Origin of the sequence: Roseibium sp. MMSF_3247 (assembly GCF_030733765.1) — a bacterium.
In the GTDB taxonomy this organism is placed as follows: domain Bacteria; phylum Pseudomonadota; class Alphaproteobacteria; order Rhizobiales; family Stappiaceae; genus Roseibium.
The window spans coordinates 1-25463 of record NZ_JASHII010000008.1 but is presented as its reverse complement, the minus strand read 5'-3'; the positions used below and the strand labels follow the sequence as shown (position 1 = coordinate 25463).

Here is a 25463-nt window from a genome sequence, read left to right as displayed (position 1 = left end):
CCTAGGCCTGGTGCCAGCTTTTCTCTTTCCGAAAGAACGGCAAACGCCATCCGAGTGTCATGCCCGCAGCCGCCAGCATGATCACCGCAACGCCGAGGATTTGCACGGTTCCAAGTTTTTGTCCCAGAACCAAATAGTCGGTGACGTAGGCGACTGATGGATAGAGGAACGTCAGCGCGCCCTGAAGGTCTGTTGGTAGTTTCTGCACCGCTGAATACAAGATCGTGTACATCATTGCAGTGTGCACAAAACCGAGGGTGAGCAGGGAGCCCCAAGCAGAGCTTTGCGATGGGAGGTCCGCCACACTCGCGAAAGGGGCAAGAAGGATGGCGCCTGCTGAGACCTGTATCAGCGCGATCATATGGGAGGGGATGCCGCTCAGCTTTTTGGTGACAACAACAGCGACGGCCCAAAGAAACGCGGCGCCAATCGACAGGGCGACCCCGACGGCAAAGTTGCCATCCGCATAAGCCAATTCGGGTTTTGATTGGGCGATCACCACGACACCGCAAAAGGCGAGTGCCAACCAACACAGCTTTCTGAGTGTCAGGTGTTCTCCGAAAAAGAGCACGCCAAAACATACCAGCATGAAAGGCTGCGTGTTGTAGATGGCCGTTGTAAGCGAAATGGACGCATGTCCGATCGCGTGAAACAGCATAACCCAATTGGTGGTCAGCGCGATGCCGCCCAAGACCGCCAGCAGAAACTGCTTCAGTGAGATCTTGTATGCAAAAGCGCCTTTGAGTGAACATATGAGCGCCAGCCCGGCAGCGCCGAACAGGCAACGCCAGAAGGCGACCGTGACCGGGTTTTCTCCGCTAAAAACAACGAAAATGCCCAAAGTGCCAATCAAGGTCATCGCGAAGGTCATTTCCAAAATGCCGGTGGTTCTTTCTGACATTTGAGCAACTCCTATCAATACGCTTTCAAGGATCTGCTGTTTGGATGAGCTGCTCCATATGATATTGAAGGCAGAAGATGAAATTGTCCTCGTAATATTAGGCAAAAGACCCATTAGGGTTTAAAGTGAAAGATATGGACGCCCAAGATCGTGAAATATTGAAAATTCTGATTGAGGACGGCCGGTGTTCGATCAAGGACATTGCCGTCAAGGTCGGTTTGTCGTCGCCAAGTGTTTCGGACCGGCTCAGGCGCTTACAAGATTCCGGTGTCATTCGCAGCTTTACGGCCGATGTTGATCCCCGGGCTCTCGGATACGCGCTTCAGGCGATTACACGCGTCCGGCCGTTGCCGGGAAAACTCCATATTGTCCGCGAGTTGCTGCAGGAGATACCGGAAGTCATTGAGTGCGATAAAGTCACAGGTGACGATTGTTTTGTGGTGCGGTTGGTGATCCGGGAAATCGAAGAACTGGACAGTATCCTTGAACGGATCACGGACAAGGCTGAAACGAGCACCTCGATCGTCAAATCTCAACCAGTGCCCCGGCGGGTGCCCTTAGAGTTTTAGCGGCCAACCTTGTGTTGGTCTGCGTGACGTTTTCCAAACCGGAGCCGTTAACGCTTTAGAACGCTAGCCGTCTTAAGATGTTTTTGAATTCGCCCGCGATCAGGGAACTCTCTGGCAAGTCCAGGCTGGCTTGCCGCTCAAAGGCACAGTGTTTTGCTGAATAGGTTCAAATCGTTTTTCACAGTCTCGGGAATGTTGAGCCTAACGTTCCTGTTGGCGCCGGGCTCTCTTGCTGCAGATGGCTGTAACAAGATGACCGTTGCAGCCGCCGAGATTCCGCATTTTGTTGAGAGTGAGAGCGAAGGGGAGTTCGTCGTTTTATTGCAGTCCGCGGCAAGGCGCGCGGACTTGGCCTTGGACATCAGGCTTTATCCGAAAAAACGCGCGCTTGGATTGTTTCAGATGGGGGTGGTCGACGCGCTGATGCCCCATTCCAGTGCTGGCGCGGATGTCGCGTCCTACAAATCACTGCCAATTCTAACGAAGCGCGACTTTGCGTTTGTTCGAAAGGGTGGCTCGGTGCCGTCGAGTGTTTCTGATCTGGAAGGCCTCCGGATCGGCTTGACTGCCCAATACGCCTATCCGAAATCGCTGACGGCCAACGATGAAATCGACTTCAGCCGCGAGCCAAACTCAGATCTGGACAATATCAGAATGTTGTCCGCGGGCCGTCTGGACGGGTCGATCATCGAAGAGCAATCCGGCCTGAGGGCAATTGCAGAAGCAGGTGTCGACAACATCGTTTACGATGAAACCAGCCCGATCAATGAACTCAGCGTCTGGATCCTGTTCGCCAAAACGGAGTGCGGCGCGCTGCATGCCGAAAAGATCAACGCAGCTTTCCGGGCGATGATCAACGACGGAGAGTGGGCTGCAATTAAGAAGGCTGATCCGCCGAACGGATAGGTGACTGTCAGCCCGTTTCTGCGGATCGACCCAGACGATCATCTCGCCGGTTTCGGAAAAGGTTGCCGTTTTAGGCTTAATCCCGTATCAGCACACATCTCAATACCGAAGATATCGCTTACCTGCTGTGTGTGCAGGAGTGAGCAGGAGACTGACATGATTCAATTGACCTTCCCCGACAATTCCGTGCGCGCTTATGAAGCTGGGACTTCCGGTCTCGACGTGGCGACCGGCATTTCCAAATCGCTGGCCAAAAAGGCTGTCGCGATGACCCTTGACGGGGAACTAAAAGACCTTTCCGATCCGATTGATACCGACGCCAATATCGAGATCGTGACCCGGGATGACCCGCGCGCGCTCGAGTTGATCCGGCATGATGCTGCCCACGTGATGGCAGAAGCCGTGCAGGAGCTGTGGCCGGGTACACAAGTGACCATCGGCCCGGTGATCGAAAACGGATTCTATTACGATTTCAAACGTGTTCACCCCGATACGAAGGACAACTGGCCATTCACGCAGGATGATTTGCCGGTCATCGAGAAGAAGATGCGCGAGATCATCGCGCGCGGCGCACAGTTCACCAAGGAAGTCTGGACCCGGGACGAAGCAAAGACGTATTTCGCGGCAAAAGGCGAGGACTACAAGGTTGAGCTGATTGACGCGATCCCGGAAGATCAGGATGTAAAGATCTATAAACAGGGTCAGTGGCTGGACCTGTGCCGGGGCCCGCATATGGTCTCGACCAAACAGATTGGCGACGCCTTTAAATTGATGAAAGTTGCTGGAGCCTATTGGCGCGGCGACAGCAACAATGAAATGCTGACCCGCATCTATGCGACCGCCTGGCACAATGAGAAGGAGCTGAAAGGCTACCTTCACATGCTGGAGGAAGCGGAAAAGCGCGACCACCGCAAGCTTGGCCGGGAGATGAACCTGTTTCATTTCCAGGAAGAAGGGCCGGGCGTCGTTTTCTGGCATCCGAAGGGCTGGGATATGTTCCAGTCGCTTATCGCCTACAAGCGTCGCCGGCTGAAGGAGGACTACAAGGAAGTCAACGCACCGCAAGTGCTGCATACGTCCTTGTGGGAAACCTCCGGTCACTGGGCTTGGTACAAGGACAACATGTTCTCTGTCCAATGTGCGGACCCTGAGAGTGAAGATGACCGCATTTTTGCGTTGAAGCCGATGAACTGCCCCGGTCACGTCGAGATCTTCAAGCATGGCTTGAAATCCTATCGTGACCTGCCGCTTCGGATGGCAGAATTTGGTGTTGTTCACCGCTACGAACCGTCCGGCGCAATGCATGGTCTGATGCGGGTACGCGGCTTTACTCAGGATGATGCACACGTCTTCTGTACTGAAGAGCAGATGGCGGAAGAGTGCCTGAAGATCAACGATCTGATCTTGTCGGTCTACGAAGACTTCGGCTTCAAAGAGATTGTTGTGAAGCTTTCGACACGTCCTGAAAAACGTGTGGGCTCGGATGAGGTTTGGGATCACGCTGAAGCGGTGATGACCAACGTCTTGAAAACGATCGAGGAGCAATCCGAGGGCCGGATCAAGACCGACATCTTGCCGGGTGAGGGTGCCTTTTATGGTCCGAAGTTTGAGTACACTTTGAAGGATGCCATTGGCCGGGATTGGCAATGCGGGACGACCCAGGTCGATTTTAACCTGCCGGAACGCTTTGGTGCTTTCTATGTCGATAACAACGGTGAGAAAAAGGTGCCGGTGATGATCCACCGGGCCATCTGTGGCTCCATGGAGCGGTTCCTTGGGATCTTGATCGAGAACTACGCCGGGCATTTCCCGCTATGGTTCGCACCCTTGCAGATCGTTGTTGCGACCATTACGTCTGAAGCAGATTCATATGGTCAGGAAGCGGCCGATCTTCTGAAGTCCAAGGGGCTGAAGGTTGAAACCGACTTCCGCAACGAGAAGATCAACTACAAGGTCCGTGAGCACTCGCTTGCCAAGGTGCCAGTCATCCTGGTCTGCGGCATGCGGGAAGCGGAAGAGCGTACGGTCAACATCCGCCGTCTTGGTTCCAAGAACCAGACGCCGATGGGATTGGACGAAGCGGTCGCTGCATTTGTCGAAGAAGCGACGCCGCCGGATCTGAAATGATCGAACTTCCTTTTTGTTAACGGAAAAAATGCCAGCTTGCACACTGCCCTTACTTAAGGGCAGTGTGATGTCATAAGGCTGCAACAGAGAGTCTGTTAGAGCGTTTCAATTCCGCTTGTCCGGACGCGGGTAGCGGGTACAAACAATGTAACAAACGAAGTCGGCTTATCGTGGATTACGCAGAATTCAGCTACGCCAACCCAGATCACCATCCGCTTAAGCGCATGGTGATCCGGTCGATTGAACGCCTGTCAGGTCGCCGGAAGCTTCTTGATCTTTACGAGATCTGGAAACAGTCCATCGTAACCACAGATTATATGTGGAGCGAACTCCTGCGTCTTATCAACATTCGCGTATCGGTGGACAGTGGTGAATGGCCGCCCAAAGATGTGCCGGATGGGCCTTTGGTTCTGATTGCCAATCACCCGTATGGCATCGGCGATGGTCTGGCAATTCTGTCCCTTGCCGAACAACTCGGCCGCCCGTTCAAGATCATGATCAACAACGAGCTGCTTAAGCTTCCGGAGATCCGGCCATTCTCCTTGCCGGTCGATTTTGAGGAAACCAAAGAAGCGCTCAAGACAAATATGGCGACCCGCAAGGAGGCGCTGAAACTCTTGGAAGAAGGCACGACGATTATCGTGTTTCCAGGTGGCGGCGTTGCAACGGCACAAAAGCCGTTCGGCCGTGCTGAAGAACTGCCATGGAAAACCTTTACGGCGAAGATGATCCGCTCATCCAAAGCGACCGTCTTGCCGATCCACTTTGAAGGCCAGAATTCCTGGTTGTTTCATTTGGTCAGCCGGTTCTCGCTGACCCTTCGTCTTTCGCTTTATGTCCGCGAGTTCCGCCGGACACTCGGACAGGCAATCCGGGCAAGGGCAGGGGCGCCGATCCCCTATGAAACCATTTCCGGTTTCAAGGACCAAAAGGAAGTCATGGACTTCCTGCAGTCTAAAGTGATGGAAATGGCACCGGCCGAACAAAAAGAACGGCTGCTCAGCCGCCATTGACCGGCGGTCGCTTTGCTTTTCTGGAAAATCCTGAAATCTCCAAGGGCGATCAATTCGCCCTTGACGACCCGCTGACCAATTCGCTGATCGAAGAGACCACTTCCACTTCCCGGTCTGCACCTGGCTCAACCGTGAACGTATGAAGGTAGGTCCTTCCGTTGTTGCGGGCCACTGCCTCATATTCACCCGCGGCAAGAACAAAGTCCGGAAACGCGCCGGTGGCTTCGACGACCACGTCACCGCCTGGAGACAAAACCGACCAGGTGGTGTTGGCGATCGCTTCACCGCCGCGCTCATTGACAAGCTTCAGCGTGATGTCGGCCGCTTTGTGGAAAATTGTCGCTTCAGTTAGCTTGCCCGGAAGGACCTGGATGTCGGCGCGGATTTCGGCGTTCGCATCCCCGTATCGGCTAACAATGTGGTAAGTGTCTGCGTTCAACCGGATTATCGAACCAGGCTTCACGCTGCTGGCGATCAGATCTCGTTCGCCGCGCTGATCGAATTCCCGACTGTAAATGTCGAACGTCACCGGCCCGCTTTCTAAAGGAGCACCGTCCGGCAGCGTGGCGTCGAATTTGATGCCGCCGGCATTTAACGTCACCATTTTCGATAGGACTTCCTTGCCGATCACGATCCGGTTGGTAGCCTGCGCATAGCCGTAGGAGGTGTGGATCATGTATGCACCCGGATCCAAACGGAATTCGGCATCCCCGCCTTTCGACGTGGCAATCAACTGAAGCCGGCCATCGGCGTTGGTCGTTTCGGAGTAGATGCGCCAAATGAGATTGTCGTTCAGCGGTTGGCTGTCACGTGTCAGCTTCGCCATGAGATAAAGTGCGCCGCCATCCAGCCCGTCGGCCGTTCCTTGAATGCCGCCGGATGCGGGCGCGTAAGGAACCAGCGTGTTGTCCGAGAACAAGGGTTCCGGTTCGCGGTCGAGAAGATTCTGAATGGGTTCCTGAGACGCCGCGGACGGTGCGTTTGGATCCGGCTTCATGGCAGGCGGCATCGGCGCACTGGTTTGGGCCTGTGCTGTGCCAGGTAGCGCTGAAATCAGCGCCGCGCAGAGCGCAGTCATGACGAACCGCTGCACCTTGGTGCGCGTGTCTTTGATCCGGTTCAACAAAGTCGTTGGATTCTGCATGCCCACTTATTATCGTTTTGGCCAAGCGATGTCATCTGGTCAGCGGTACCTTCCAGCCTGTTTCTTGTAATGGACCTTAAAATTTGGCGAATTCAAGACCTGAAGAGTGCAGTTGACAAATCCCAACAATCAATTAGGTAGATAGTTGCAAATGAAACTATCTGCGGAAAGGCAGACCGAATGTCCGAGTTTGGCAGGGGATCACCTCAAACCTTGGAGTTTTTGCGGACCCGCCGGTCACACCCATCTGTCACCATGTCGGCGCCTGGCCCGGATGATGCCCAGCTCACAGATCTGTTGACCATTGCCGCGCGCGTTCCGGACCACGGAAAGCTCGCGCCTTGGCGCTTCATCACTTACCGGGCATCGCAGGGCGAAAAGATCGGGGCCTTCCTTTCAGAGCTTTATGCCAGAAAGAACGGACCGCTTGATGAAGCCCAGACCGACAAGGAACGGACGCGGTTCACGCGCGCGCCTGTGGTTGTCGGTGTTGTAAGCAAGGCCGCAGAGCACCCGAAAATACCTGTCTGGGAACAGCAGCTTTCTGCCGGCGCCGTTTGCATGACCCTTGTTTCTGCAGCCGCTGCTGCTGGCTTTGCCTCTCAGTGGTTGACGGAGTGGTATGCGTTCGATGAAGAAGCGGGGCGTTATCTCGGTCTTCAAGATGGTGAGCGGTTTGCAGGTTTTATTCATATCGGAACAGCCACGCAGCCGCCCGTTGAACGTCCGCGGCCGGATCTTTCCGAAATAACTTCCAACTGGACGGAAACGGACTGAATATGTTCTACGAAACAGAAAAAAACGATCACGGACTGCCGCATAATCCATTTAAGGCGATCATCGCACCGCGGCCGATCGGTTGGATTTCCAGCGTCGACAAGGATGGGAAAACCAATCTGGCTCCCTACAGTTTCTTCAACTGTGTCTGCGATACGCCGCCGATCGTGATGTTCTCGTCCTCCAACTATAAAGACAGCGCTGCCAACATTGATGCGACCGGTGAGTTCGTCTGCAACATGGCAAGCTACGATCTGAAAGACGAGATGAACCTGTCCTCCGCTGCCGTGCCGCACGAGAAATCTGAATTTGAGTTGACGGGTTTGGAGATGGCTCAATCCAATCTCGTTAGCGTGCCGCGGGTTGCCAAAGCGGCAACTGCCCTGGAGTGCAAGCATCTTCAGACCATCCGTATGAAAGGTCTCGACGGAACCGACACGAACAGCTGGGTCATCTTCGGTCAGGTGGTCGGGGTGCATATTTCCGATGATGTAATCGTCAACGGCATGGTGGACGTGACCCGGTACAAGCCGCTCTCCCGCCTCGGCTACATGGATTACGCTGTGGTGACGGAAGTATTTCAAATGGGTCGTCCCAAAGTTTGAGTATCTGACCAAGAATCGACAAGGCGCTGCAGTGGTCAGTGTCTTGTCTCATTATGAAACAATGAATTTTCCGTCCAGTAACTGATTTGTCCCAAACAATTCCGGACTGACCCGGCAATTTTTTCCCAAGAAAAATCGCAGGAAACAGCCAAAGTCCACAAATGCCTGAGATTGCATTGGCATAGTTACGTAGGAGCCGTTAGGTTTTCGTTTCTCTAATAAATGAATCGGTCCCGCCTGTGGCTTGTTAAGGTTTTGTTAACCTTTTTGGCGCGAAAGTTAACGAAGTAATAATTAGTTTCGTCGAGGAGGCCAGTCATGCGGGTTGCTGACACTACCTCGGTCGCGTCTAGGATCGAGCTTGCGTTTCAGTCTGCGAGTACATCCACAGGAACGTCGTTTGACTATCTTGTGAAAACAGCCGCACGGGAATCTTCGTTTAATCCGTCGGCCAAGGCAAAAACATCGAGTGCTACAGGCTTATTCCAGTTCATAGAGTCCACCTGGCTCGAAACAATGAAACAGGCCGGGCCAAAGCACGGGTTGGACAAGTACGCGGACCATATTCACCGGTCAAAAAGCGGTAAGTACTATGTCAGCGATCCCCAGATGCGCCGGGAGATCCTTGATCTTCGCAAGGATCCTGAAATCTCGTCTGTCATGGCGGGGGCTTTGACCCAGAAGAACGCGCAGTATCTTGAGCGCCGGATTGGCCGTGAGCCGACGGACGGCGAGCTCTATATGGCGCATTTTCTTGGTGCGAACGGTGCAAGTCGCTTGATCGAAAAAACCGCGGCAAATCCCGACATGCGCGCCGATCAGGTTTTTTCCGCACAAGCGCGGGCCAACAAGCCGATCTTCTACCATCGAAATGGCCAGGCCCGGTCCATGGAAGAAGTCTATCAGGTGATTGTGTCCAAGCATGATGCAGTCAACATGATTGCTGAAGCCGGCGGACGTAAAAACCTCAGGACCTCTGGCGAGCTTTTGAATGTGGCAGCTCTGCCGAATGCGAAGCCGGCATCTGGAGCGCCAGTAACGGCACCGGTTCCGTTTGATGATCTGGCGGGAGATCCGGCTGCAGCTTTTGCGATGCGGTCCAAGCCACAGCCGCCCAGCATGATGGCAGAGGCAAAGCCGAAGGACTTTGATCATTTGGCAGGGGATCCGGCCGCGCAATTCGCGATGCGGTCCAAGCCGGATGCGCCAGTGCAAATGGCGGCGGCGACAGTGCCCGTCCAGCCCGCACTGCCGTTAGACCTTCCTGAAACGATTGCGAAGGCGCCTGTTCCGGAGGGACGTCCGCAGACTGTCGCGGTAGCCGATCCAGGGACGAGTGATCCGGCACAAACTCAAGCACAGGCACAGGTACAGGCACAGCAAGTGGCAAGCGCTCCGCGGCCTGATCCTGACGACCCGCGTGACGCGAGTATCAATCAGGCCCCGGATCAAACCGTGAGCCGTGTGTTGTCCGCGTTCCAGGCAGCCCAGACCGCGAACCCGTTTGAAGCTCTGTTCCGCAATGATCCGGGTTCCGATCAGGCAGGCGTCAATCCAAGGTTTGCATCCGCCTTCGCGGCCGTTGAAGAGGCTGCGCTCTACAGCGCTGTGTCCGGAGCATCTACTCAGGTGGCTGCCCAGGAATTGGCCCTTGTCAATCAAGGTGGTCCGTTAGACCTCACACGGTTTCTTCGTTTGAAGGCTCAGGAAGAACAGAAAGACTTACTGCCTCCGGCTTAGGTTTCGGAGGTTGAAGACAGGCGGGGGCATGTCAAAATTATGGTGAACGGATCGTTAAGTCTTTGATGTCAGGATAGTGCAAAGACTATTCAGGACTGACGTTAAGAGCATGACCGTTCACGACATTCTGCACCTCACCGACACTGATCAGGCTGGCCTCGATATTGAGGCGGCGCGAACCTATGCAGAGCGTTATTTGGCTGCCGAAGAAGGCAGCCTGGAACGGAAAACCATGGCGGCAGCACTTACAGTTCTTCTGGATGATCCGAGCCGGCCGGTTCGCAAAACCGTCGCGAAGGTATTGGCTGCGAGCGCGCATGCTCCCGGACACGTGATCCGTTTTCTCGCGCAAGACGTTGACGAGATCGCGGTCCTTGTTCTGAAATCTTCCCCGCTCTTGAACGAAACCGAGCTGGTGGATCTTCTGGCTGAGGGCAGCCGAGCAGTTCAGTGCGCCATTGCAGAGCGCGAATCTGTCCCTGCGGGTGTCAGCGCGGCTATGTGCGAAGTTGCTGACGAAGCGGCCTGTATGGCCTTGCTCAAGAATCCAGGGGCAACAGTTTTGAAGTCGTCTCTGGTACGGCTTGCCGAACGCTTTGAGCAACACCCCGATCTTTGCGATGAATTGCTGAAACTCGGCGATCTGCCAATTCCTGTGCGCTATGAGCTGTTGATGGGGCTTGCGCAGAACCTTGAAAACCATCCCGTTGTTTTGGAGCGTGTTCCAGAGCATCAGCGCGATGTGTTCCTGTCGGATGCAATCGACAAAGTCGTCCTCCGACTCGCGCTTGAGGCAAACGATGACGATCTTCCCGAATTCGTGGAACACTTGCGGGCAAGCGGGCGCCTGAACACGCGTCTCTTGCTGCGGGCTGTTTGTTGCGGCCGTCTACGTTTCTTTGCGGCAGCTCTGGCAAACCTTGGCAACATGCCGCTGCCACGTCTGTGCAAGGTTTTGCTGACTGTCCGCCGCGCGGCACTTCAAGCCGTTTTGAGAAAGGCTGGATTGCCAATCCGGTCACACCAAGCGTTCCTGCTAGCGATCGACATTGCCCGCAAGGCTGAGGCTGACTTCAGCTATGACCTTGCCCTTGAAGAAGCGCGGGCTTTGACTGAAGCGTTGCTGTCTGAAATGCAAGACGGTGCTTTTGGTGCGGATGAGGATATCAATGCATTCCTTCGCCGGTTTGCGATTGATGTCGCCCGCCTTGAGGCACGCTCGGTTCTGAAAAAGAGCGCCGGAGATCTTCGCTCGGTCAATGCTGCGTGATTACCAACGCCGGGCAGAATTGGTGCGCGGAACGCGAATCTGATCCAAAATATAATGGGTAGTGATTCAGGCTTGCGGCTGATCGAGTCCGCTTAGCTCTCGTCTGTTTCTTTGGCCGGGAACTGGGCAAGATAGGTGTCGGTCGCCGTGCGCAGCGTTTCCAAAAGCTCGACACCGGTCTTGTTGGCGGTATCCTTCGCGCCTTCAATCACCATCGCCCGGATTGCTTCAACAAATCCTTCCGCGAGCCCTACTGGCAGATCGTTGGGCGTTGGAATGTTTTCCAGCAAGTGACAAAAGCTGGAAGCAACATCGCCAACGAGCGGAAAGCCCAGTGTAAGCGCCTGGCCTTTGATGTTGTGTGCCGATTGATAAAGGACATCTATCGTTTCGGAGGAAATGCCGTCCGCTTTGACGGAGTCCCAAGCACCCACGAGCGTTTTGGCTTCGTTTTCCATCCAGTTGCCAAAATGCGGAGCGATCCTTTGCAGAGCAGCTTCTGCAGCTTTTACCGGATCAAACTTGCGTGCCTCGCGAGGTGTCAGTTCACGGACCTTCTTCCGCAGATCTGTCGGCGGCTGCAGAATTTCGTAATCTTGATCCGGAGCGGTTTCAGCCATTGCGGCAGGGTCCTCATCGTTGCAGTGAGCGGTCACTCACGATCGCCAGTATGCGTAAACAACTTTAACAGGGTCTTTCCCGCCGCCAAGTCTTTCGCAGGTGGTCGATCAGGACCGCTAGTATCTGAACATTTCCGTTAGGATCCGCTCATCCCAGCCATGATCGTCATCAAACATGATCCGGCCTTCCTGTTCCGTGGACTCCCGAACCGACACTTTTGTGACCCTGCGGATCTCGCGGTGATCCGCAGAGGCGCTGACCGGCCGTTTTTCAGGGTCCAGGATTTCGATATCGACCGCCGCCCAATCGGGAAGCAATGCACCACGCCAACGGCGCGGGCGGAAGGCGCTGATCGGGGTCAAGGCAAGCAACTGAGCTGTGATTGGTAGGATCGGACCGTGCGCGGAGAGGTTATACGCCGTGCTGCCGGCGGGCGTTGCTACAATTATCCCATCGCAAATCAGTTCTTCCAACCGGACGCGGCCATCGACCGAAATCTTCAGGCGCGCAGCCTGGGATGTTTGGCGGAGCAGGGAAACTTCGTTGATGGCGAGCGCTGAATGCTCAACGCCGTTGTCATCGGTGGCGGTCATCTCCAGTGGGTAGATCGCTGTGGTGTCCGCTTTGGCAAGACGTTCCCGCAGGCCATCTTCCCGGTACTCGTTCATGAGGAAGCCGACCGAACCACGGTTCATGCCGTAAATCGGCTTGTTTGATCCCATCTGTGCATAGAGGGTTTCCAGCATCAGGCCATCACCGCCAAGTGCCACTATGATATCGGCATCAGCGATCGGAACTTCGCCATATTGCGCCGACAATGTTTCCCGCGCGTGTTTCGCCTCATCCGTGTCACTGGAAACAAAGGCGAGTTTCTTGTCAGTGATCTGGCTGGCATCGTCCGGCTGCGGGGAAGAAACAATACGGTTCATTGATCTACAAGGGCCTGGACGAGAGTGGTCTTACGGATTTTGTGCCGCCACGGCGCTGTGGCGCCAGCTATCTAACGACTAGGCCATGCCCTTGAAGAATTAGCAAGTGCCGGTGGTGGGAAACAGGTTCGCAGTCGAAGGTGAGGCCAAGCTATCAGTCAATTGTGGGACGTAGAGCCGTTTGGGCTGCATCGCCGCTTGCCGGACAAACCGGTGAGGCCAGAAGTTCCTGCCACTCGAAAAAGGGCACGATTGCGGATCGGATATCGTCGATTTTTGCAGACATTACACCAGCCACTCTGAGCCCATCCGGGGTTGCGACCAGCAAAGGTCCGCCCGATGCGCCGCTTTCCGACGAGCAGTTTGTAACCCAGCTGTCTTCTATGGTGCCGATCACCTGGCAGGCTGAAACGACGGTTGGCAGAAAACGGCGGCTGCGGCGATAGCCGGCTGAATCGAACCTTGTATCCTGAGTTAACACGCCTGCATCCTCAGGTGACAGAGCCGGGACGGCAGGCAGCTTGGCGCTTTCCTTCAAAATCAAGATCCCGACATCGGTATGCACATCAGCCAGTTTCGGTTGCTTCTTCGGAGCATAGCCCTTGGCAGACAAGGCGCAGGCCACCTCCAGGCGCGCAGAAAACTCGTCTCGGCGGACTCCAGCGATGAAGAACATGTCGTCTTCCGGAAACTTCTTCAGCGTCGCCTTATTGTAAAGACAGTGGGCTGCGGTCAACACGATATTCGGCGCAATCAGTGTGCCGGTACACATGGATGTGGTGCGGTAGCCAGCCACATTGACCCGGCCAATGGAAGGCCATGGCGCGTCCGTGCTGTCGATGACCTTAAGAGCTGGTTCTGTTGCTACAGCAGTGTCTGAAAGGGCGAGGCAAGATAGTGCGAACACAGCCGCATAAGCGGCCGCGAGCGTGCGCCACATTGTTCCGCTGCTTGATGTAATCCCACTGGGGACAGCCACGTTTTGAAGCCTCCGACGAACCTGAGCTGACTGTTTTCCTACGTGCAGTGTCGCTGAACGGGTTTAACGCGGCCTAAAGTCAATCGCTGAAAGCTTTGCTAGTTGGAATAATACTCCCACACCATTGTCCGGGCGAGTGTCTCGTCATTGTGGCGCATGCGACTGGAGAGGAGGGCATTCATGTTTTGGATAAGAGCCGCCGGTTCGCTGTCAGCCCTGTTCTTGATCCCACCCGTTTCATCGTTTGTTGAGAGCAACAGATTGGGCAACCCGCTGAAGTGAACATATTGCCAATCGGTTCCAAGGCGTGTCAGAGCCGAGGCTCCGCCTGCCTGACAGCTCTTGCGGACGTCTTCCGGGAAAAACTGCAACAACCGGCGGAAGTCGAACTCATAAAGCGCAGCATCCCGCCAACCGGTCGGTGTTTGGCCTCTAAGATACGGGGCAAGGCTGTTTCCGTCAGGTTTGTGTTTGGGCTCGAGTCCCAGAACGTCCAAAAGGGTGGGAAAGATGTCTGCGGCCGAAGTAAAGGCAGAAACCCTGTTGTCCTTGGCCATGCCGGGCCCCCGGATGATCAGGGGGATGTGATAACTCTGTTTGTAAAACCCGCCCTTGCCGAGCATCCAGTGATCGCCCATCATCTCCGCATGATCGGAGGTGAAGATGATTAGTGTGTCGTCCGCGATCTGATCGAGGGCGGAGAAAATGCGGCCAAGCTGGGCATCAACCTCTGTGATCATGCCGTAGTAGAGCGCTCGAAGGCGCTTCAAATCGTGTCGGGTCAGGTCGCGCACGTGGCCGTTGGCGCCTGGAATGTGGCTGGAAAGATGCTGGTACTCTTGCAAGGCGGAGACAAGGGGATGGAACGCTGCTTCTTGCCATGCGCTTTCGGCGCCCTTGAACTCAGGCCCGTCATCCGGATCGTACATCATATTATAGGGCTCGGGCACGGTGATCGGCGGATGCGGACGCAGGAATGAAATATGCGCCATCCAGGGCTTTCCTGCGACCTGTTCGCCAAGCCAATTGAAAAAACTGTCCGTTAGGAAGGCCGTCTGCGTTTCGTCCTTGGAATAGCGCGGGGCCTTGCGAGAGATAAGTTCGCCATCCTCCGGCTCAACGTGGTGCAGGGTGTCGAAGGATGCCGGATCATGGCCGCGGGTGGCCAGCCAGGAGCGCCAGGGTTTGTCATCTTCGGGCAGCGGTTGACGAACGTAAAATCCAGGCAGAACCCCCTCATAAGTGGAGAGGGCCGGATCGTTCGGATCATGTACCCGTGGATCCGGCGAGGTGTCCGTATAGCCAAACAAGGTCGGGACATAGCCGGCTCTTCGTCCTGCGCGGGCAATGTTGTCGAACCGGTCGTCCAGCGGAGCCCCGTTCCAGATCACCCGGTGGTTCATCTGATAGAGGCCGGTGTAGAGAGAGGCCCTGGCTGGCGAGCAGGGTGCAGTCGTCGCATAATGCTGCTCAAAAACGGTGGCCGTTTCTGCAAAGGCATCAAGGTTCGGGGTTTTGACCACCGGATGACCGACAGCGCCGATGCAATCACCCCGCCACTGATCGGCCGTTATCAGAAGGATGTTCGGACGCGATGTCATGCAGCTTCCATCTGATCCATCAGTTTGGGAAGATCGGCAACAGTATCGATCACGTAGTCGGCACCCGCTTCCTTGAGTTTGGCGGTTGCTTCCTGCCGGATCGCTTCGACCTCAGCCTCAGGCAGGGCCGCCAGTTCTTCCGGGGTTTTCCCTGCGAAGTTGCCGGAAAGAGCAAGACCGACGGTGATGCAACCGGCTGCCACGCCCTCTGCGATGCCGGGCTCCGTATCATCTACCTTGATGACGGCGCTGGGTGGGTAGGCGACAAGATCAACAAAGCACTGATACATGCCGAGAGGACCCGGACGACCCTCAGGTAGGTCATCAGAACACACCAGATTGTCCGGCTCATAGCCCTGTTCGGCGGCTCTTGGAAGAACGCGCTCCATAATGGACCGGGTGTATCCAGTGGTGGAGCCGATTTTCACGTTGTTGGATCGCAGGTAAGCGATCGTATCGAGAGCGCCTGGAACGAGGTCGGCGTAATCCGCGACTACTTCCTCATTCATCGGTACAAAGATCTCATAGACTTTGTCGACATCGGCATCAGTTGGGGCGCTGCCGTATTTGGCCTGCCATTGAGCAGCAATGTCCGGATCGTCCATCATGGACCGGATGTGATCCCACTTCGGCATGCCCATTGGGCCACGGGCCTGATCAATGCTCGCGGTGATGCCGAATTTTTCAAATGCTGTCACAAACACACCCATTGGTGCGAAGGATCCGAAATCGATCATGGTTCCGGCCCAGTCGAAAACGACAGCTTTGAATTTGCTCATTGGTTCTCTTTCTTGTGTTTGCTCAAGCGGCGAGTTTTGCGCGCTCTGCGAGCGCTTCTGCAGGTGGGGCGGCGCTTTCAATGCCCATTTCTTTCAAAACGTCAGAAGCGGCGGCGGTTACGCCGCGCAGGACATGTTCGTCCATCTGACCAATGCAGCCGACCCGGAAGCTGTCAACGACAGTCAGTTTGCCGGGATAAAGGATGAACCCGCGCGCTTTCATGAGCTCGTAGAACCGCGGGAAGCTGAAGGCGGGGTCTGCCGGGCAAAAGAAGGTGACGATGATCGGCGACAACCATTCAGCATCCAGCAGGGTTTCAAATCCGAGCGCCCGCATCCCTGAAACCATAACGTCCCTGTTTGTCCTGTAGCGCTCGCCGCGCGCTGCAACGCCGCCTTCGGCTTTGTGCGCCCGCAAGGCCTCCAGGAACGCTGCGACAACATGAGTTGGCGGTGTGAATCGCCACTGACCGGTTTTCTCCAGATGTGCCCATTGGGCATGTACATCGAGGCTAATGGAATGGCTGTTGCCTTTGGCAGCCTCGAGCTGGGCCCTTTGTGTGATCACAAAACCGAACCCTGGCACGCCTTCAATGCATTTGTTTGCAGATGATACCATCGCTGCAAACCGGAGCTTTGACGGCTCGACCGGAATAGCGCCGAAAGCTGACATGGAATCGATCAAAAGGGTTCTGCCCGCGGCGGCAACGGCGTCCGAAATTTCCTGCAAAGGGTTGAGGATGCCGGAGCTTGTCTCACAATGGACGATCAGCACGTGGCTGATCTCCGGATCCGCGTTCAGAAGGGCGGCGACTTCCGGTCCACGCGGCGGAAGATAGTCACCCTTGTCCAGCACTTCAGCCGGGCGGCCAAGATAAGCCATCGTTTCAACTGCGCGTTTGCCGTAGGCGCCATTGGACAGGATCAGGGTTTTTTTGGTCTTCGGCGTGAAACTGCCCAGCATGGCTTCGACCGCAAAGGTGCCGCTGCCCTGGATCGGGACGCAGTCATAGGCATCACTGCCATCGCCCAGCAAAGAAATGAGGCTTTTCCGGAGTTCGGCGGTCATCGCCTTGAAATCGCCGTCCCAACTGCCCCAATCCCGCAACATGGCTTCCTTGACATCAAACGATGTTGTGAGTGGCCCAGGGGTCAAAAGATAGGGCTCGCCGTATTTCGGTTTTGGCAAGGCCGTCGGGTGTTGGGTCATGAATGGTCCCTTTGGGGCGTGAAATGAACTGCAGACAAAGTTGAAGATGCCTCTCGGTTCCATGTGCCAACCGAGCGGATCTCCAAAGCCTGTGCGCCTTTAACACTCTCTTCCCGTAACAGTTTAATGAAATAGTCTTATCTATAATTATTAGTTATAGACTTGATGCTGGCGCTGTCGGCAAGCGGGTCAGGTTGTAGTGTTCAAGCTGGCCCGGAACGCCTCTATTGCAGCAACGCCTGCCATGTCTTTTTGCCAGACAACATAATGGTTCGCGATGAGGGACGGGCTGTCGATCGGGATTGCGACACAGCCATCCCGGTCTGTGATCTCAGCTTCCATTGCAATGCCGACACCGATGCCGGACCGGATTAGGGTGGCGATCGACCCCCATGACCCGAGCGCAAGAATCGTTTTGGGTTTGATCCTGGCAACAGTGGCAGCTGCCTCGAACATCTTGCGGGTTCCGGATGAACTTTCCCGCTGCAGCAACGGAAGGGTTTCCAGGTCTTTCCAGCTGACAGTGCCTTTGGATGCCAACGGATGGTCGGCCCGTGCGGCAATGACGATGCGCGTCTGGACCAGAAGTTCGCCCTCAAGACCTGCCGGGATTTCCCGGCCGGTCACAAAGCCGATGTCGATGTCCCCGTTGTCAAACAGGTCGAGAATATCGCTGGTGGCCAAAGCGCGGGCTTCGATGGATATTTCCGGATGACGCGCCATGAAGGCCGAAATTCTCGGGATTGCCAGCTGGTAGGTCGAATAGCCGATCCTGAGCTCACCAGCGCCTAGCTGCTTTTGATGAAGCAGTTCCGATTCCAGATCGCTGGTGAGAGCGAGGATCGCCCGTATCTTCGGCAAGAGCGCCTCAAGCGCAGGCGTTGCGGAGACTGAGTAACCGGATTTGGCGATCAGCCGGGTCTTGAAGCGGTTTTCCAATCCATGCACATGGTTGGAAATTGAGGGCTGAGAAACCCCGATCTCCTTTGCGGCCGCAGAAAAACTGCCCCGGCGTACAACAGCTTCCAGAGCGCGCAACTGACTGAGGCTGAGCGGGTTTTTAATGCGGTTTGGGACGTCCATCTCTGCTTGTTCACCCGGCTGGAATCGGTCCCATGTCTTTCGGCACTTGATATCCGCGCTGGACGGCCGGACGTGCAGCTATGCGCTGATACCAGGCCCGGACATTCGGAAAATCGGAGAGAGTAACGCCCTGCCATTCATAGCGCGATGCCCAAGGCCAGCAGGCCATATCGGCAATCGAATAATTGCCCGCGATAAAATCGCGCCCTTGAAGTTGTTTGTCGAGCACGCCGTAGAGCCGGCGCGCTTCTGTGGAATAGCGCTCCTTGGCATAGTCGGACTTGTCCGGATTGAAATGCACAAAATGATGCGCCTGGCCAAGCATCGGCCCAAACCCACCCATTTGCCACATCAGCCATTCCAGCGTCCGGGCCCGGTTTTCTCCGGATGGGGCGAGATACTTGCCGTATTTCTCGGCGAGGTAAATCATGATTGCCCCGGATTCCATAAGCTTCAGACCAGTCTCGCGATCCACAATTGCCGGGATTTTGTTGTTTGGGCTGATCTCCAGAAACCCCGGTGCCATCTGGTCACCATTGGTGATGTCGATTGCATGGGACGTGTAGTCAACGCCAAGCTCTTCCAAAAGGATCGACACCTTGCGGCCGTTCGGGGTGGTCCAAGTGTAAAGGTCAATCATGGGTCGGCTCCGGATGTCTGGATCGCATGTGTTGGGAACAGCAAGAAAGCAGGATAGCGGTGATTTCAACCCTGATGATCAAATTGACGTGTGTGTCACCGGTTTGTTTGCCAGATTGCGTTGCTGTTAAGGGGCTGTTTACCATAATGATGTTGGCATTCATTCCTGCAACAGGTTCGGTAATTGACGTTGGATCCATCGGCCGGTCTTTCAAAAAGCATCCAGGTCTGACGTGACTCTGGGTGGTTTCAGAAAACCGGAAATATGCCGGTGAAAGGATGTGAGAGCATGGCGCTGAAGTTTACCCGCCGGAGTTTTGTCATTGGCCTTCCGCTCGCTCTGGCAGCTTGCCAGAGCAAGAAAAGCGCAACTGTTGAGGCTGGTCTGACGCCTTTGTCTGATGGGACGCCAAATTACGCGCTGGCTTACGCTGCTGTCCGCGATGGTGGTTTCAATCTGCCGCCGATCGATTATCAGACTTTTGATCCGAAATACCTGCGGCAAACGGTTTTTTACCCAACCTCACATCCGGTTGGAACAATCGTGGTCGATCCGAACAACAAGTTCCTCTATTTGGTTCAGCCAGGCGGGCGGGCGATCCGGTACGGCATCGGGGTTGGCAGGGCCGGGTTTGCCTGGAATGGCGAGGCGGTGATCCGCTTCAAGCGCGAGTGGCCGAAATGGTTTCCGCCCGATGAGATGATCGAACGCGATCCGGATCTAGAGCGGTACCGGGACGGCCAGGAGGGCGGGCCGAGCAATCCGATCGGCGCGCGTGGTCTTTACCTCTGGCAAGGCAACAAAGACACGCTTTATCGGATCCACAGCACCAATCAACCCCGCAGCATCGGTACCAATGCTTCAAGCGGCTGCATCCGCATGTGGCACCAGGACATCATTGATCTCTATGATCGTGTGGAGCTCGGCACCAAGGTTATTGTTTTAGGGTAACCGGTTTTTCCCGAGGGGTTGCTCGGTGAGGAGGCAGGTTTAGCTCTGCATCCTGGCATACCGGTAGACACGGCCGTTCCTGGAAATTTCGAAGAACATCCCTGATTTCTCGATGGCGCCGGGGACGCCAGCGGTCGTGGGGAACAGCCAGATGCCCATTTGCCCATCGGGTTTCAGGACGCGGTGCATTTCCGGCAGAAGTTTTTCCAAGGGCAAAGTCGGGAATGGCAGAACGCCGAGCAGCAGCACCAGATCGGCACAGCCTTCTTCAAGTCCCGTTTGAAGCGCATCGTGTTGGATCACATCAACATTTTGCAGCCCGGCTGCGTCGACCTTCAAACGGACCCTTTTGACATAGTCCGTCAACGGATCCATCGCGATAAAATGCCCGCTGTTGCCTAGGATGCGCGCTGCAGGAAGGGTGTAGAAGCCTGTGCCGCAGCCGACCTCAAGGACGGTTTGCCCTGGTTTAAGCCCGGCATCGCGAAGCGTTGCGACCGGATCAAAAAGCAGATGACGCAACCGGCTTTCCATCGCTATACCGCCCAACCGGGCTAGAAAATTCATCAGGCGTGATTTGCCGAGTTTTTCGGTGTTCATTGGATTACGCCAGCTTTGTGAAATCGATGCGTGCTCCATGGCGGCGCGTTTCATACTGGCAAAGTACAGACAAATTCAAAAGGGCAAGGCGGCAGCCATATTATCAGGCGGCCAGACGCACCAGAAGCGACCAATCCGCGCTTATCGTCTGCGCAAACATGCACTAACCTAGTGGGCCACTTTCCAGCAGAACCATCGGCTGCTGGGAACCCGCAAAGAACTCAATAAATTTGGGAAGTGGTGCCGGCAGCAGGATTCGAACCCGCGACCCCGAGATTACAAATCACGTGCTCTACCAACTGAGCTATACCGGCGCTGGAGAGGGCTTCTACCAGAAACCGGTTGGATGTCTAGAGGGGGCGATACATTTTTTGATTTTCACGGCGAATTTGTTTCTAAGTCGCCGATATTGCATGCGAAAAGCCGATGCCCTTGTGGAAAACATTTTGGCCTTTTCGCCGTTGCCCACTAGATCACCTTTGCTAACGCGCAAGTCGGTGCGGATACCGTAATCACTTTCGATGCGAACAATACGATTACCCTTGAAAACGTCGCGTTGTCGTCTCTCGGTGCAGATGATTTTGCGTTTGTTTGATCTCAGGTGATGACCGGGGCAGGCGGATGCGTCTGCCCTTTTTCCATAAGCCCCATCGTTTCAGAGATTTGAATATGTTGGCAAATCAGCACTGGTAATATGAGTGAAATACTCATAATTATTGGCGGAACAATTTCAAAAAAGGAAGGTCGCCATGTATCTCGCGATGAACCGGTTTGCAGTGAAAAAGGGCCAGGAGGAGGCTTTTGAGGCTGTATGGAAAGGCCGGGAGACCCGTCTTCACGAGCTGGATGGTTTTAAGAGCTTTCATTTGCTGAAAGGCCCGGAAGCCGAGGACGGTCAAACCGTCTTGTATGCGTCCCATACGATCTGGAACAGCAAAGACGACTTTCTCGCCTGGACCAAATCGGAACAATTCCGGGATGCGCATAAAAACGCTGGCAGTAACAAGGACCTTTATGCCGGCCCGCCAAAATTTGAAGGCTTTGAGACGGTGAGTGGGGCCTAAAGCCCCATCTTCTGGCGCGCGACATAGAGTGAGAGTACGGCGGCGTTGGACACATTCAGCGAGCGGATTTCGCCGGGCATGTCGAGCCTGGCCAAGAGACCGCAGGCTTCCCGCACGCCCTGTCGCACGCCTTTCCCTTCCGATCCGAGAACCAGAACGGTCTTTTCTGTGAAGTCGGTATCTTCAAGGCTCGCGGGACCATCGCTGTCGAGCGCAATGCAGCCAAAGCCTTGCTCCTTCATTTCTGTAATGAAGCGGGCCATGTTCTTCACCCGCACATGCTTGATCATGTCGAGTGCGCCGGAGGCGGATTTGGCCAGCACAGGGCCCTCTTCCGGGGCGTGGCGTTCCGTGGTCACAACGGCGTCGGCATCCAAAGCGACGGCAGAGCGCAGGATCGCACCGACATTGTGCGGATCGGTGACCTGATCGAGGGCCAGAATCAGCCGGGCGCCTTTTAAATGTTCCGCGCCATAAGCGGGCAGGGGATCAGCCTCAAGGATCATACCCTGGTGGACGGCGTCCTTGGTGACCATCCGGTCCAGTTCCTTGGGGCGCTTGTCCTCCACCGGAACATCAATAATGACGCCCCGCTCCTGCAGACGGTTCTTTGCATTCTCCGTTGCATAAAGTTTCAGGCGCTTGCGATCCTTATTGGCAAAGGCTGCTTCCACCGTGTGGAGGCCATAAAGCAAGACGGGGCCTTCCGGAGGCAATCCGGGACGCCGTGGTCCCGGTTTGCCCTTGGATTTAGCAAAGCGGCCTTGGGCGTTGCCGGAGCCGTGGCGCTGAGTTTTCCATGCAGGTTTTTTATCGTCGGTCATCCCGCATGCTCTAGCCCCAATCAGCGTCCAGGGGAAGAGGCTGCAGGGTTGGGAAAGATCATGCAGCTGACCGTCGCATGGGCAATCAGCTTGCCGCGGGCATCTTTCAACTCACCTTCCGATGTTGCCAGCCGGGAGCCGCGATGAACAATGCGCCCTTCGCACGTGACTTCCCCACTGCCCGGCATAAGGGGGCGGACCATATTCACGGTCAAGGATGTGGTGGTGTAGAACTCGCCAGGTTCCAGACAGGTGTGAACTGCGCAACTGAGAGCACTATCCAGGATCGTTGAAATCCAACCGCCATGAATCGTACCCAGTGGATTGAGAAATTGCTTTTCCGGCTGGCCGACAAAGACCGCACGCCCGTGATCAAATTCCTTCAAGCGGATATTGGATTGAAGCATGATCGGGGGAGCTGGCAGCTGACCATCGAGCATCAGCTTGAAAACATCCATTCCGGAGATACCCGCCACCTGCTCCTTCGGCAGAGCGTCGAACTGATAGGTTTTGCCGTTTTCCGTTACGGTTTGCGCATTGGTCATTAAACTGTCCTTAAAAAGAATGGTTTTTGGGGATCCGGTTATTTACGAAGACGCACCGTCGGGCGGCGCGGCAGGCTGTTTGGCAACGGTTTCGAGTGCACGAACGGTTTTCCGCAGGCTCGACAAATGACCGCGAATGGCATCTGCCGTTTCCGCGCCGAGTTCGTGTGTCAGGTCGCGCTGGGCCTGTTCCCAGGCAGCATGAACTTCTGCGGTCAGAGTGGCGCCCCTTTGGGTGAGGCGTGGTGTTACCTTTCGGCCGCCGGGCTTGTGCCGTTCAATCAAGCCGGCGGCCTCTAATGGCTTTAGGTTGCGGGCAAGGGTCGAGCGGTCAATTCCAAGGTAACGGGCGATGTCGGAGGAGGAGAGGTCGTCACCGCTGGCAATAACCGCCATGAGCTGCGCCTGCGTGATCTCCAAACCAAGAGGCGCGAGGTAGCGGTTGAAATGTCGGGTCAGCAGATTGGCCGTCCGGCGGACCGAATGGCCAAGGCACAGGCGGCCCATTTCATTAAAGTCGATATCGTCGAGTGAGGGGTCCATGTGTTGTAGCTACAACAAAATGGCGTGTGCTGCAATGATCCTGTCGTGCCTCGCCGGGTGACTTTCTGTTAGACACTCCGAAATTGGGTTAGCTGCAGCGCAGTTCCTCGTACGACACCATAACGTGCTCGCGGAAAGCGCTGTGTTCAGTGAGCCGGTGATAATAGCGGTGCAAACGGGGCAGATCCGCGCGGTCGATATTGATATCGAAGTGCTGATAGAGAATGTGGCCGAACTGGATGTCCGCCAATGTGAAGTCAGGACCAGCAAGATAGGCATGGTTCGTCAGCTGCAGCTCTGCGATTTCGAGTTCGGTTTCAAGAGCCGCTATTGCCATTCGGATCTGGTTCCAGTCCTGGGCTTCCGGAGGTGTGCGGACCACCCGCCAGAAAGCCGGGGCCGTAAACGCCATTGCGATGTTGATCTTGGACCACTCCGCCCACATGTCGACCCTGGCGCGGTCTTGCTGTGGCTTCGGCCAAAAGCTATCTGGCGCATATTTGTCGGCCAGATATCTCATGATGGCTCCGGTTTCCCAGATTGGCGGGCCGTCTGCATCTTGAAGAACCGGGATCGTCTGGTTTGGATTTAGCCGCTTGAAGTCTTCAGTATCGGTTCCCCCGAACCTGTGCCCGATGTCGGCTCTCTCATACTCCACGCCGAGCTCTCCGATGCACCACATGAGTGCTTGAACATTGGACGATGTTTTGCGGCCCCACACTTTCAGCATCCGTTTGCCACCAATTTCATAGAATCCGAAACGGCGCTCTCATGCCGCCGGTCGAATATGTTAGGGAATGAACGGCGCTGCGAAGATTGAAGAGCCGAATTGGCCGGAAAAAGTTGTCCACAGGGTAGGGGCTTGTTGTAACTGAGATCACGAGAAAGCGGCGAAATCCTTGGAGGTTTTGCTCTGTTTGAGGTCATAATGCTCCAAGAATGGCAAGCGGTTATGGCGCGCTTGGGTCCAAGGTTTTCGGTCCCGGGTTGATTTTGTTCGTTTCTTTTCAAAATCGGCGTTGACAGGTCAGGTCCGCATCTGCATAACACGCGCCACGGGATTGCTCGCCCCTTCCGGGCGGGCTCTTCGGTTAAGCCATCCTGATCGCTTCGGCGTGAAGCAAGACGAGATGGAGGAGTGCCCGAGTGGCTAAAGGGGACGGACTGTAAATCCGTTGGCTATGCCTACGTTGGTTCGAATCCAACCTCCTCCACCATCGTCTCGTTTCCTCGTTGTGCGGGTGTAGCTCAATGGTAGAGCAGCAGCCTTCCAAGCTGACGACGAGGGTTCGATTCCCTTCACCCGCTCCATCATGGGCCTGATCGGAGTGTCCGGAACGGAAGGCTCTTTCGCCCGGAAATCCTGAAAAGTTCTTATGGGAAGTTGTTTGCCGCTTGGGCTCTGTTCAAGGCGTCAATCAGCGGCCCGCGCGAGCCTTATCGACTGAACCGAGTACTGGACAGAGAGCGACGCCGATGGCGAAGGAAAAGTTTGAGCGCAATAAGCCGCACGTCAACATTGGCACGATTGGCCACGTTGACCACGGCAAGACGACGCTGACCGCTGCAATCACCATGACGCTGGCTGAAGCTGGCGGTGCGACTGCAAAAGCATATGACGAGATTGACGGCGCGCCTGAAGAAAAGGCACGCGGCATCACCATCTCCACGGCGCACGTTGAGTATGAGACGGAAAACCGTCACTACGCTCACGTTGATTGCCCGGGCCACGCCGACTACGTGAAGAACATGATCACCGGTGCTGCCCAGATGGACGGCGCGATCCTTGTTTGTTCTGCAGCTGACGGCCCGATGCCGCAGACCCGTGAGCACATCCTGCTTGCGCGTCAGGTTGGCGTTCCGGCACTTGTCGTGTTCATGAACAAGGTTGACCAGGTCGACGACGAAGAGCTTCTCGAGCTCGTCGAAATGGAAATCCGTGAACTGCTGTCTTCCTACGAGTTTCCGGGCGACGACATTCCGATCGTCAAGGGTTCTGCTCTGGCAGCTGTTGAAGACCGCGATGCAGCCATTGGCCGTGA

Annotated in this window: 26 protein-coding genes and 3 tRNA genes; 13 read left to right on the top strand and 16 right to left on the bottom strand. The window is 55.5% G+C overall.

Features of this window, described 5'->3' with window-relative positions:
* Position 1 precedes the first annotated feature (1 nt).
* Positions 2–901, bottom strand: a complete 900-nt coding sequence (locus tag RBB44_RS21870) for a DMT family transporter (protein WP_306150483.1) — start codon at positions 899–901, stop codon at positions 2–4.
* 134 nt (positions 902–1035) lie between these two features.
* On the opposite strand from RBB44_RS21870, the gene RBB44_RS21865 reads away from it, so the two are divergent.
* From RBB44_RS21865 to RBB44_RS21850, 4 genes are all read left to right on the top strand, one after another.
* A complete protein-coding gene (locus tag RBB44_RS21865) occupies positions 1036–1470 on the top strand; it encodes an Lrp/AsnC family transcriptional regulator (protein ID WP_306150484.1) in 435 nt (144 codons plus the stop codon).
* A 192-nt stretch (positions 1471–1662) separates the two neighbouring features.
* On the top strand, positions 1663–2376 hold the full coding sequence (locus RBB44_RS21860) for an ABC transporter substrate-binding protein (RefSeq protein WP_306150485.1): 714 nt from the start codon (positions 1663–1665) through the stop codon (positions 2374–2376).
* Positions 2377–2532: 156 nt separating this feature from the next.
* Complete coding sequence (thrS, locus tag RBB44_RS21855) at positions 2533–4503, top strand: threonine--tRNA ligase (protein WP_306150486.1); 1971 nt, start codon at positions 2533–2535, stop codon at positions 4501–4503.
* Positions 4504–4673: 170 nt separating this feature from the next.
* The gene (locus tag RBB44_RS21850) at positions 4674–5516 is read left to right on the top strand and encodes a lysophospholipid acyltransferase family protein (protein WP_133946800.1); all 843 of its coding nucleotides are present in this window, start codon (positions 4674–4676) and stop codon (positions 5514–5516) included.
* Positions 5517–5565: 49 nt separating this feature from the next.
* Here the strand turns inward: RBB44_RS21850 and RBB44_RS21845 are convergent, their stop codons facing one another.
* Positions 5566–6660: a hypothetical protein gene (locus RBB44_RS21845; RefSeq protein WP_209173890.1), complete on the bottom strand. Its 1095-nt coding sequence runs from the start codon at positions 6658–6660 to the stop codon at positions 5566–5568.
* 180 nt (positions 6661–6840) lie between these two features.
* On the opposite strand from RBB44_RS21845, the gene RBB44_RS21840 reads away from it, so the two are divergent.
* The 4 genes from RBB44_RS21840 to RBB44_RS21825 all read left to right on the top strand — a co-directional run bounded on the left by RBB44_RS21840 (position 6841) and on the right by RBB44_RS21825 (position 11052).
* Positions 6841–7437, top strand: coding sequence for a nitroreductase (locus RBB44_RS21840; RefSeq protein WP_371932352.1), 597 nt, complete (start codon positions 6841–6843; stop codon positions 7435–7437).
* Positions 7438–7439: 2 nt separating this feature from the next.
* The gene (locus RBB44_RS21835) at positions 7440–8042 is read left to right on the top strand and encodes a flavin reductase family protein (protein ID WP_133946802.1); all 603 of its coding nucleotides are present in this window, start codon (positions 7440–7442) and stop codon (positions 8040–8042) included.
* Between the two features lie 318 nt (positions 8043–8360).
* On the top strand, positions 8361–9782 hold the full coding sequence (locus RBB44_RS21830; protein WP_306150487.1) for a transglycosylase SLT domain-containing protein: 1422 nt from the start codon (positions 8361–8363) through the stop codon (positions 9780–9782).
* A 109-nt stretch (positions 9783–9891) separates the two neighbouring features.
* Positions 9892–11052: a DUF2336 domain-containing protein gene (locus RBB44_RS21825; protein WP_306150488.1), complete on the top strand. Its 1161-nt coding sequence runs from the start codon at positions 9892–9894 to the stop codon at positions 11050–11052.
* A 92-nt stretch (positions 11053–11144) separates the two neighbouring features.
* Here the strand turns inward: RBB44_RS21825 and RBB44_RS21820 are convergent, their stop codons facing one another.
* From RBB44_RS21820 to RBB44_RS21785, 8 genes are all read right to left on the bottom strand, one after another.
* Entirely contained in the window at positions 11145–11672 is a 528-nt protein-coding gene (locus RBB44_RS21820) for a hypothetical protein (protein WP_209173885.1), read from the bottom strand.
* Positions 11673–11789: 117 nt separating this feature from the next.
* The gene (locus RBB44_RS21815) at positions 11790–12602 is read right to left on the bottom strand and encodes an NAD kinase (protein WP_306150490.1); all 813 of its coding nucleotides are present in this window, start codon (positions 12600–12602) and stop codon (positions 11790–11792) included.
* Between the two features lie 154 nt (positions 12603–12756).
* A complete protein-coding gene (locus RBB44_RS21810; protein ID WP_306150491.1) occupies positions 12757–13581 on the bottom strand; it encodes a serine protease in 825 nt (274 codons plus the stop codon).
* A gap of 98 nt (positions 13582–13679) precedes the next feature.
* On the bottom strand, positions 13680–15182 hold the full coding sequence (locus RBB44_RS21805) for a sulfatase-like hydrolase/transferase (RefSeq protein ID WP_306150492.1): 1503 nt from the start codon (positions 15180–15182) through the stop codon (positions 13680–13682).
* Positions 15179–15961, bottom strand: a complete 783-nt coding sequence (gene phnX, locus RBB44_RS21800) for a phosphonoacetaldehyde hydrolase (RefSeq protein WP_306150493.1) — start codon at positions 15959–15961, stop codon at positions 15179–15181. The genes RBB44_RS21805 and phnX overlap by 4 nt, the downstream gene beginning before the upstream one ends.
* A 22-nt stretch (positions 15962–15983) precedes the next feature.
* Positions 15984–17171 (bottom strand): 2-aminoethylphosphonate--pyruvate transaminase, encoded by a 1188-nt coding sequence (locus tag RBB44_RS21795; protein WP_306150494.1) that lies wholly within the window; start codon positions 17169–17171, stop codon positions 15984–15986.
* 189 nt (positions 17172–17360) lie between these two features.
* The gene (locus tag RBB44_RS21790) at positions 17361–18254 is read right to left on the bottom strand and encodes a LysR family transcriptional regulator (protein WP_306150495.1); all 894 of its coding nucleotides are present in this window, start codon (positions 18252–18254) and stop codon (positions 17361–17363) included.
* Positions 18255–18264: 10 nt separating this feature from the next.
* Positions 18265–18894 carry a glutathione S-transferase family protein gene (locus RBB44_RS21785; RefSeq protein ID WP_306150496.1) on the bottom strand — a complete coding sequence of 210 codons (630 nt, stop codon included), beginning with the start codon at positions 18892–18894 and terminating at the stop codon, positions 18265–18267.
* A gap of 288 nt (positions 18895–19182) precedes the next feature.
* On the opposite strand from RBB44_RS21785, the gene RBB44_RS21780 reads away from it, so the two are divergent.
* Positions 19183–19845 (top strand): L,D-transpeptidase, encoded by a 663-nt coding sequence (locus RBB44_RS21780; protein ID WP_286189906.1) that lies wholly within the window; start codon positions 19183–19185, stop codon positions 19843–19845.
* 39 nt (positions 19846–19884) lie between these two features.
* On the opposite strand, the gene RBB44_RS21775 is transcribed toward RBB44_RS21780, so the two are convergent.
* Together RBB44_RS21775 and RBB44_RS21770 are read right to left on the bottom strand one after the other, a co-directional pair.
* Positions 19885–20445: a class I SAM-dependent methyltransferase gene (locus RBB44_RS21775; protein ID WP_306150497.1), complete on the bottom strand. Its 561-nt coding sequence runs from the start codon at positions 20443–20445 to the stop codon at positions 19885–19887.
* 238 nt (positions 20446–20683) lie between these two features.
* A tRNA-Thr gene (locus RBB44_RS21770) sits at positions 20684–20759 on the bottom strand.
* Between the two features lie 435 nt (positions 20760–21194).
* On the opposite strand from RBB44_RS21770, the gene RBB44_RS21765 reads away from it, so the two are divergent.
* The gene (locus RBB44_RS21765; protein ID WP_306150498.1) at positions 21195–21509 is read left to right on the top strand and encodes an antibiotic biosynthesis monooxygenase; all 315 of its coding nucleotides are present in this window, start codon (positions 21195–21197) and stop codon (positions 21507–21509) included.
* Here the strand turns inward: RBB44_RS21765 and RBB44_RS21760 are convergent.
* The 4 genes from RBB44_RS21760 to RBB44_RS21745 all read right to left on the bottom strand — a co-directional run bounded on the left by RBB44_RS21760 (position 21506) and on the right by RBB44_RS21745 (position 24151).
* Positions 21506–22333, bottom strand: coding sequence for an RNA methyltransferase (locus RBB44_RS21760; RefSeq protein WP_306150499.1), 828 nt, complete (start codon positions 22331–22333; stop codon positions 21506–21508). The two genes, RBB44_RS21765 and RBB44_RS21760, sit on opposite strands and share 4 nt — an antisense overlap.
* Positions 22334–22353: 20 nt before the next feature.
* A complete protein-coding gene (locus tag RBB44_RS21755; protein WP_306150500.1) occupies positions 22354–22878 on the bottom strand; it encodes a PaaI family thioesterase in 525 nt (174 codons plus the stop codon).
* A gap of 42 nt (positions 22879–22920) precedes the next feature.
* Positions 22921–23421: a MarR family winged helix-turn-helix transcriptional regulator gene (locus RBB44_RS21750; protein ID WP_306150501.1), complete on the bottom strand. Its 501-nt coding sequence runs from the start codon at positions 23419–23421 to the stop codon at positions 22921–22923.
* An 88-nt stretch (positions 23422–23509) separates the two neighbouring features.
* Complete coding sequence (locus tag RBB44_RS21745) at positions 23510–24151, bottom strand: glutathione S-transferase family protein (protein ID WP_306150502.1); 642 nt, start codon at positions 24149–24151, stop codon at positions 23510–23512.
* Positions 24152–24553: 402 nt separating this feature from the next.
* Here RBB44_RS21745 and RBB44_RS21740 point away from each other — a divergent pair.
* The 3 genes from RBB44_RS21740 to RBB44_RS21730 all read left to right on the top strand — a co-directional run.
* Positions 24554–24638 (top strand) — tRNA-Tyr (locus RBB44_RS21740).
* Positions 24639–24658: 20 nt separating this feature from the next.
* A tRNA-Gly gene (locus RBB44_RS21735) sits at positions 24659–24732 on the top strand.
* A 165-nt stretch (positions 24733–24897) separates the two neighbouring features.
* Positions 24898–25463 (top strand): GTP-binding protein (locus tag RBB44_RS21730; protein WP_306156159.1); only part of this gene is annotated, 566 nt, incomplete at its 3' end.

Excerpts from the sequence above, each read along its gene's own strand:
- RBB44_RS21870 (WP_306150483.1), bottom strand. The coding sequence starts at position 901 with ATGTCAGAAAGAACCACCGGCATTTTGGAAATGACCTTCGCGATGACC.
- RBB44_RS21865 (WP_306150484.1), top strand. The coding sequence starts at position 1,036 with ATGGACGCCCAAGATCGTGAAATATTGAAAATTCTGATTGAGGACGGC.
- RBB44_RS21860 (WP_306150485.1), top strand. The coding sequence starts at position 1,663 with ATGTTGAGCCTAACGTTCCTGTTGGCGCCGGGCTCTCTTGCTGCAGAT.
- thrS (WP_306150486.1), top strand. The coding sequence starts at position 2,533 with ATGATTCAATTGACCTTCCCCGACAATTCCGTGCGCGCTTATGAAGCT.
- RBB44_RS21845 (WP_209173890.1), bottom strand. The coding sequence starts at position 6,660 with ATGCAGAATCCAACGACTTTGTTGAACCGGATCAAAGACACGCGCACC.
- RBB44_RS21840 (WP_371932352.1), top strand. The coding sequence starts at position 6,841 with ATGTCCGAGTTTGGCAGGGGATCACCTCAAACCTTGGAGTTTTTGCGG.
- RBB44_RS21835 (WP_133946802.1), top strand. The coding sequence starts at position 7,440 with ATGTTCTACGAAACAGAAAAAAACGATCACGGACTGCCGCATAATCCA.
- RBB44_RS21830 (WP_306150487.1), top strand. The coding sequence starts at position 8,361 with ATGCGGGTTGCTGACACTACCTCGGTCGCGTCTAGGATCGAGCTTGCG.
- RBB44_RS21825 (WP_306150488.1), top strand. The coding sequence starts at position 9,892 with ATGACCGTTCACGACATTCTGCACCTCACCGACACTGATCAGGCTGGC.
- RBB44_RS21820 (WP_209173885.1), bottom strand. The coding sequence starts at position 11,672 with ATGGCTGAAACCGCTCCGGATCAAGATTACGAAATTCTGCAGCCGCCG.
- RBB44_RS21815 (WP_306150490.1), bottom strand. The coding sequence starts at position 12,602 with ATGAACCGTATTGTTTCTTCCCCGCAGCCGGACGATGCCAGCCAGATC.
- RBB44_RS21805 (WP_306150492.1), bottom strand. The coding sequence starts at position 15,182 with ATGACATCGCGTCCGAACATCCTTCTGATAACGGCCGATCAGTGGCGG.
- phnX (WP_306150493.1), bottom strand. The coding sequence starts at position 15,961 with ATGAGCAAATTCAAAGCTGTCGTTTTCGACTGGGCCGGAACCATGATC.
- RBB44_RS21795 (WP_306150494.1), bottom strand. The coding sequence starts at position 17,171 with ATGACCCAACACCCGACGGCCTTGCCAAAACCGAAATACGGCGAGCCC.
- RBB44_RS21790 (WP_306150495.1), bottom strand. The coding sequence starts at position 18,254 with ATGGACGTCCCAAACCGCATTAAAAACCCGCTCAGCCTCAGTCAGTTG.
- RBB44_RS21785 (WP_306150496.1), bottom strand. The coding sequence starts at position 18,894 with ATGATTGACCTTTACACTTGGACCACCCCGAACGGCCGCAAGGTGTCG.
- RBB44_RS21780 (WP_286189906.1), top strand. The coding sequence starts at position 19,183 with ATGGCGCTGAAGTTTACCCGCCGGAGTTTTGTCATTGGCCTTCCGCTC.
- RBB44_RS21775 (WP_306150497.1), bottom strand. The coding sequence starts at position 20,445 with ATGAACACCGAAAAACTCGGCAAATCACGCCTGATGAATTTTCTAGCC.
- RBB44_RS21765 (WP_306150498.1), top strand. The coding sequence starts at position 21,195 with ATGTATCTCGCGATGAACCGGTTTGCAGTGAAAAAGGGCCAGGAGGAG.
- RBB44_RS21760 (WP_306150499.1), bottom strand. The coding sequence starts at position 22,333 with ATGACCGACGATAAAAAACCTGCATGGAAAACTCAGCGCCACGGCTCC.
- RBB44_RS21755 (WP_306150500.1), bottom strand. The coding sequence starts at position 22,878 with ATGACCAATGCGCAAACCGTAACGGAAAACGGCAAAACCTATCAGTTC.
- RBB44_RS21750 (WP_306150501.1), bottom strand. The coding sequence starts at position 23,421 with ATGGACCCCTCACTCGACGATATCGACTTTAATGAAATGGGCCGCCTG.
- RBB44_RS21745 (WP_306150502.1), bottom strand. The coding sequence starts at position 24,151 with ATGCTGAAAGTGTGGGGCCGCAAAACATCGTCCAATGTTCAAGCACTC.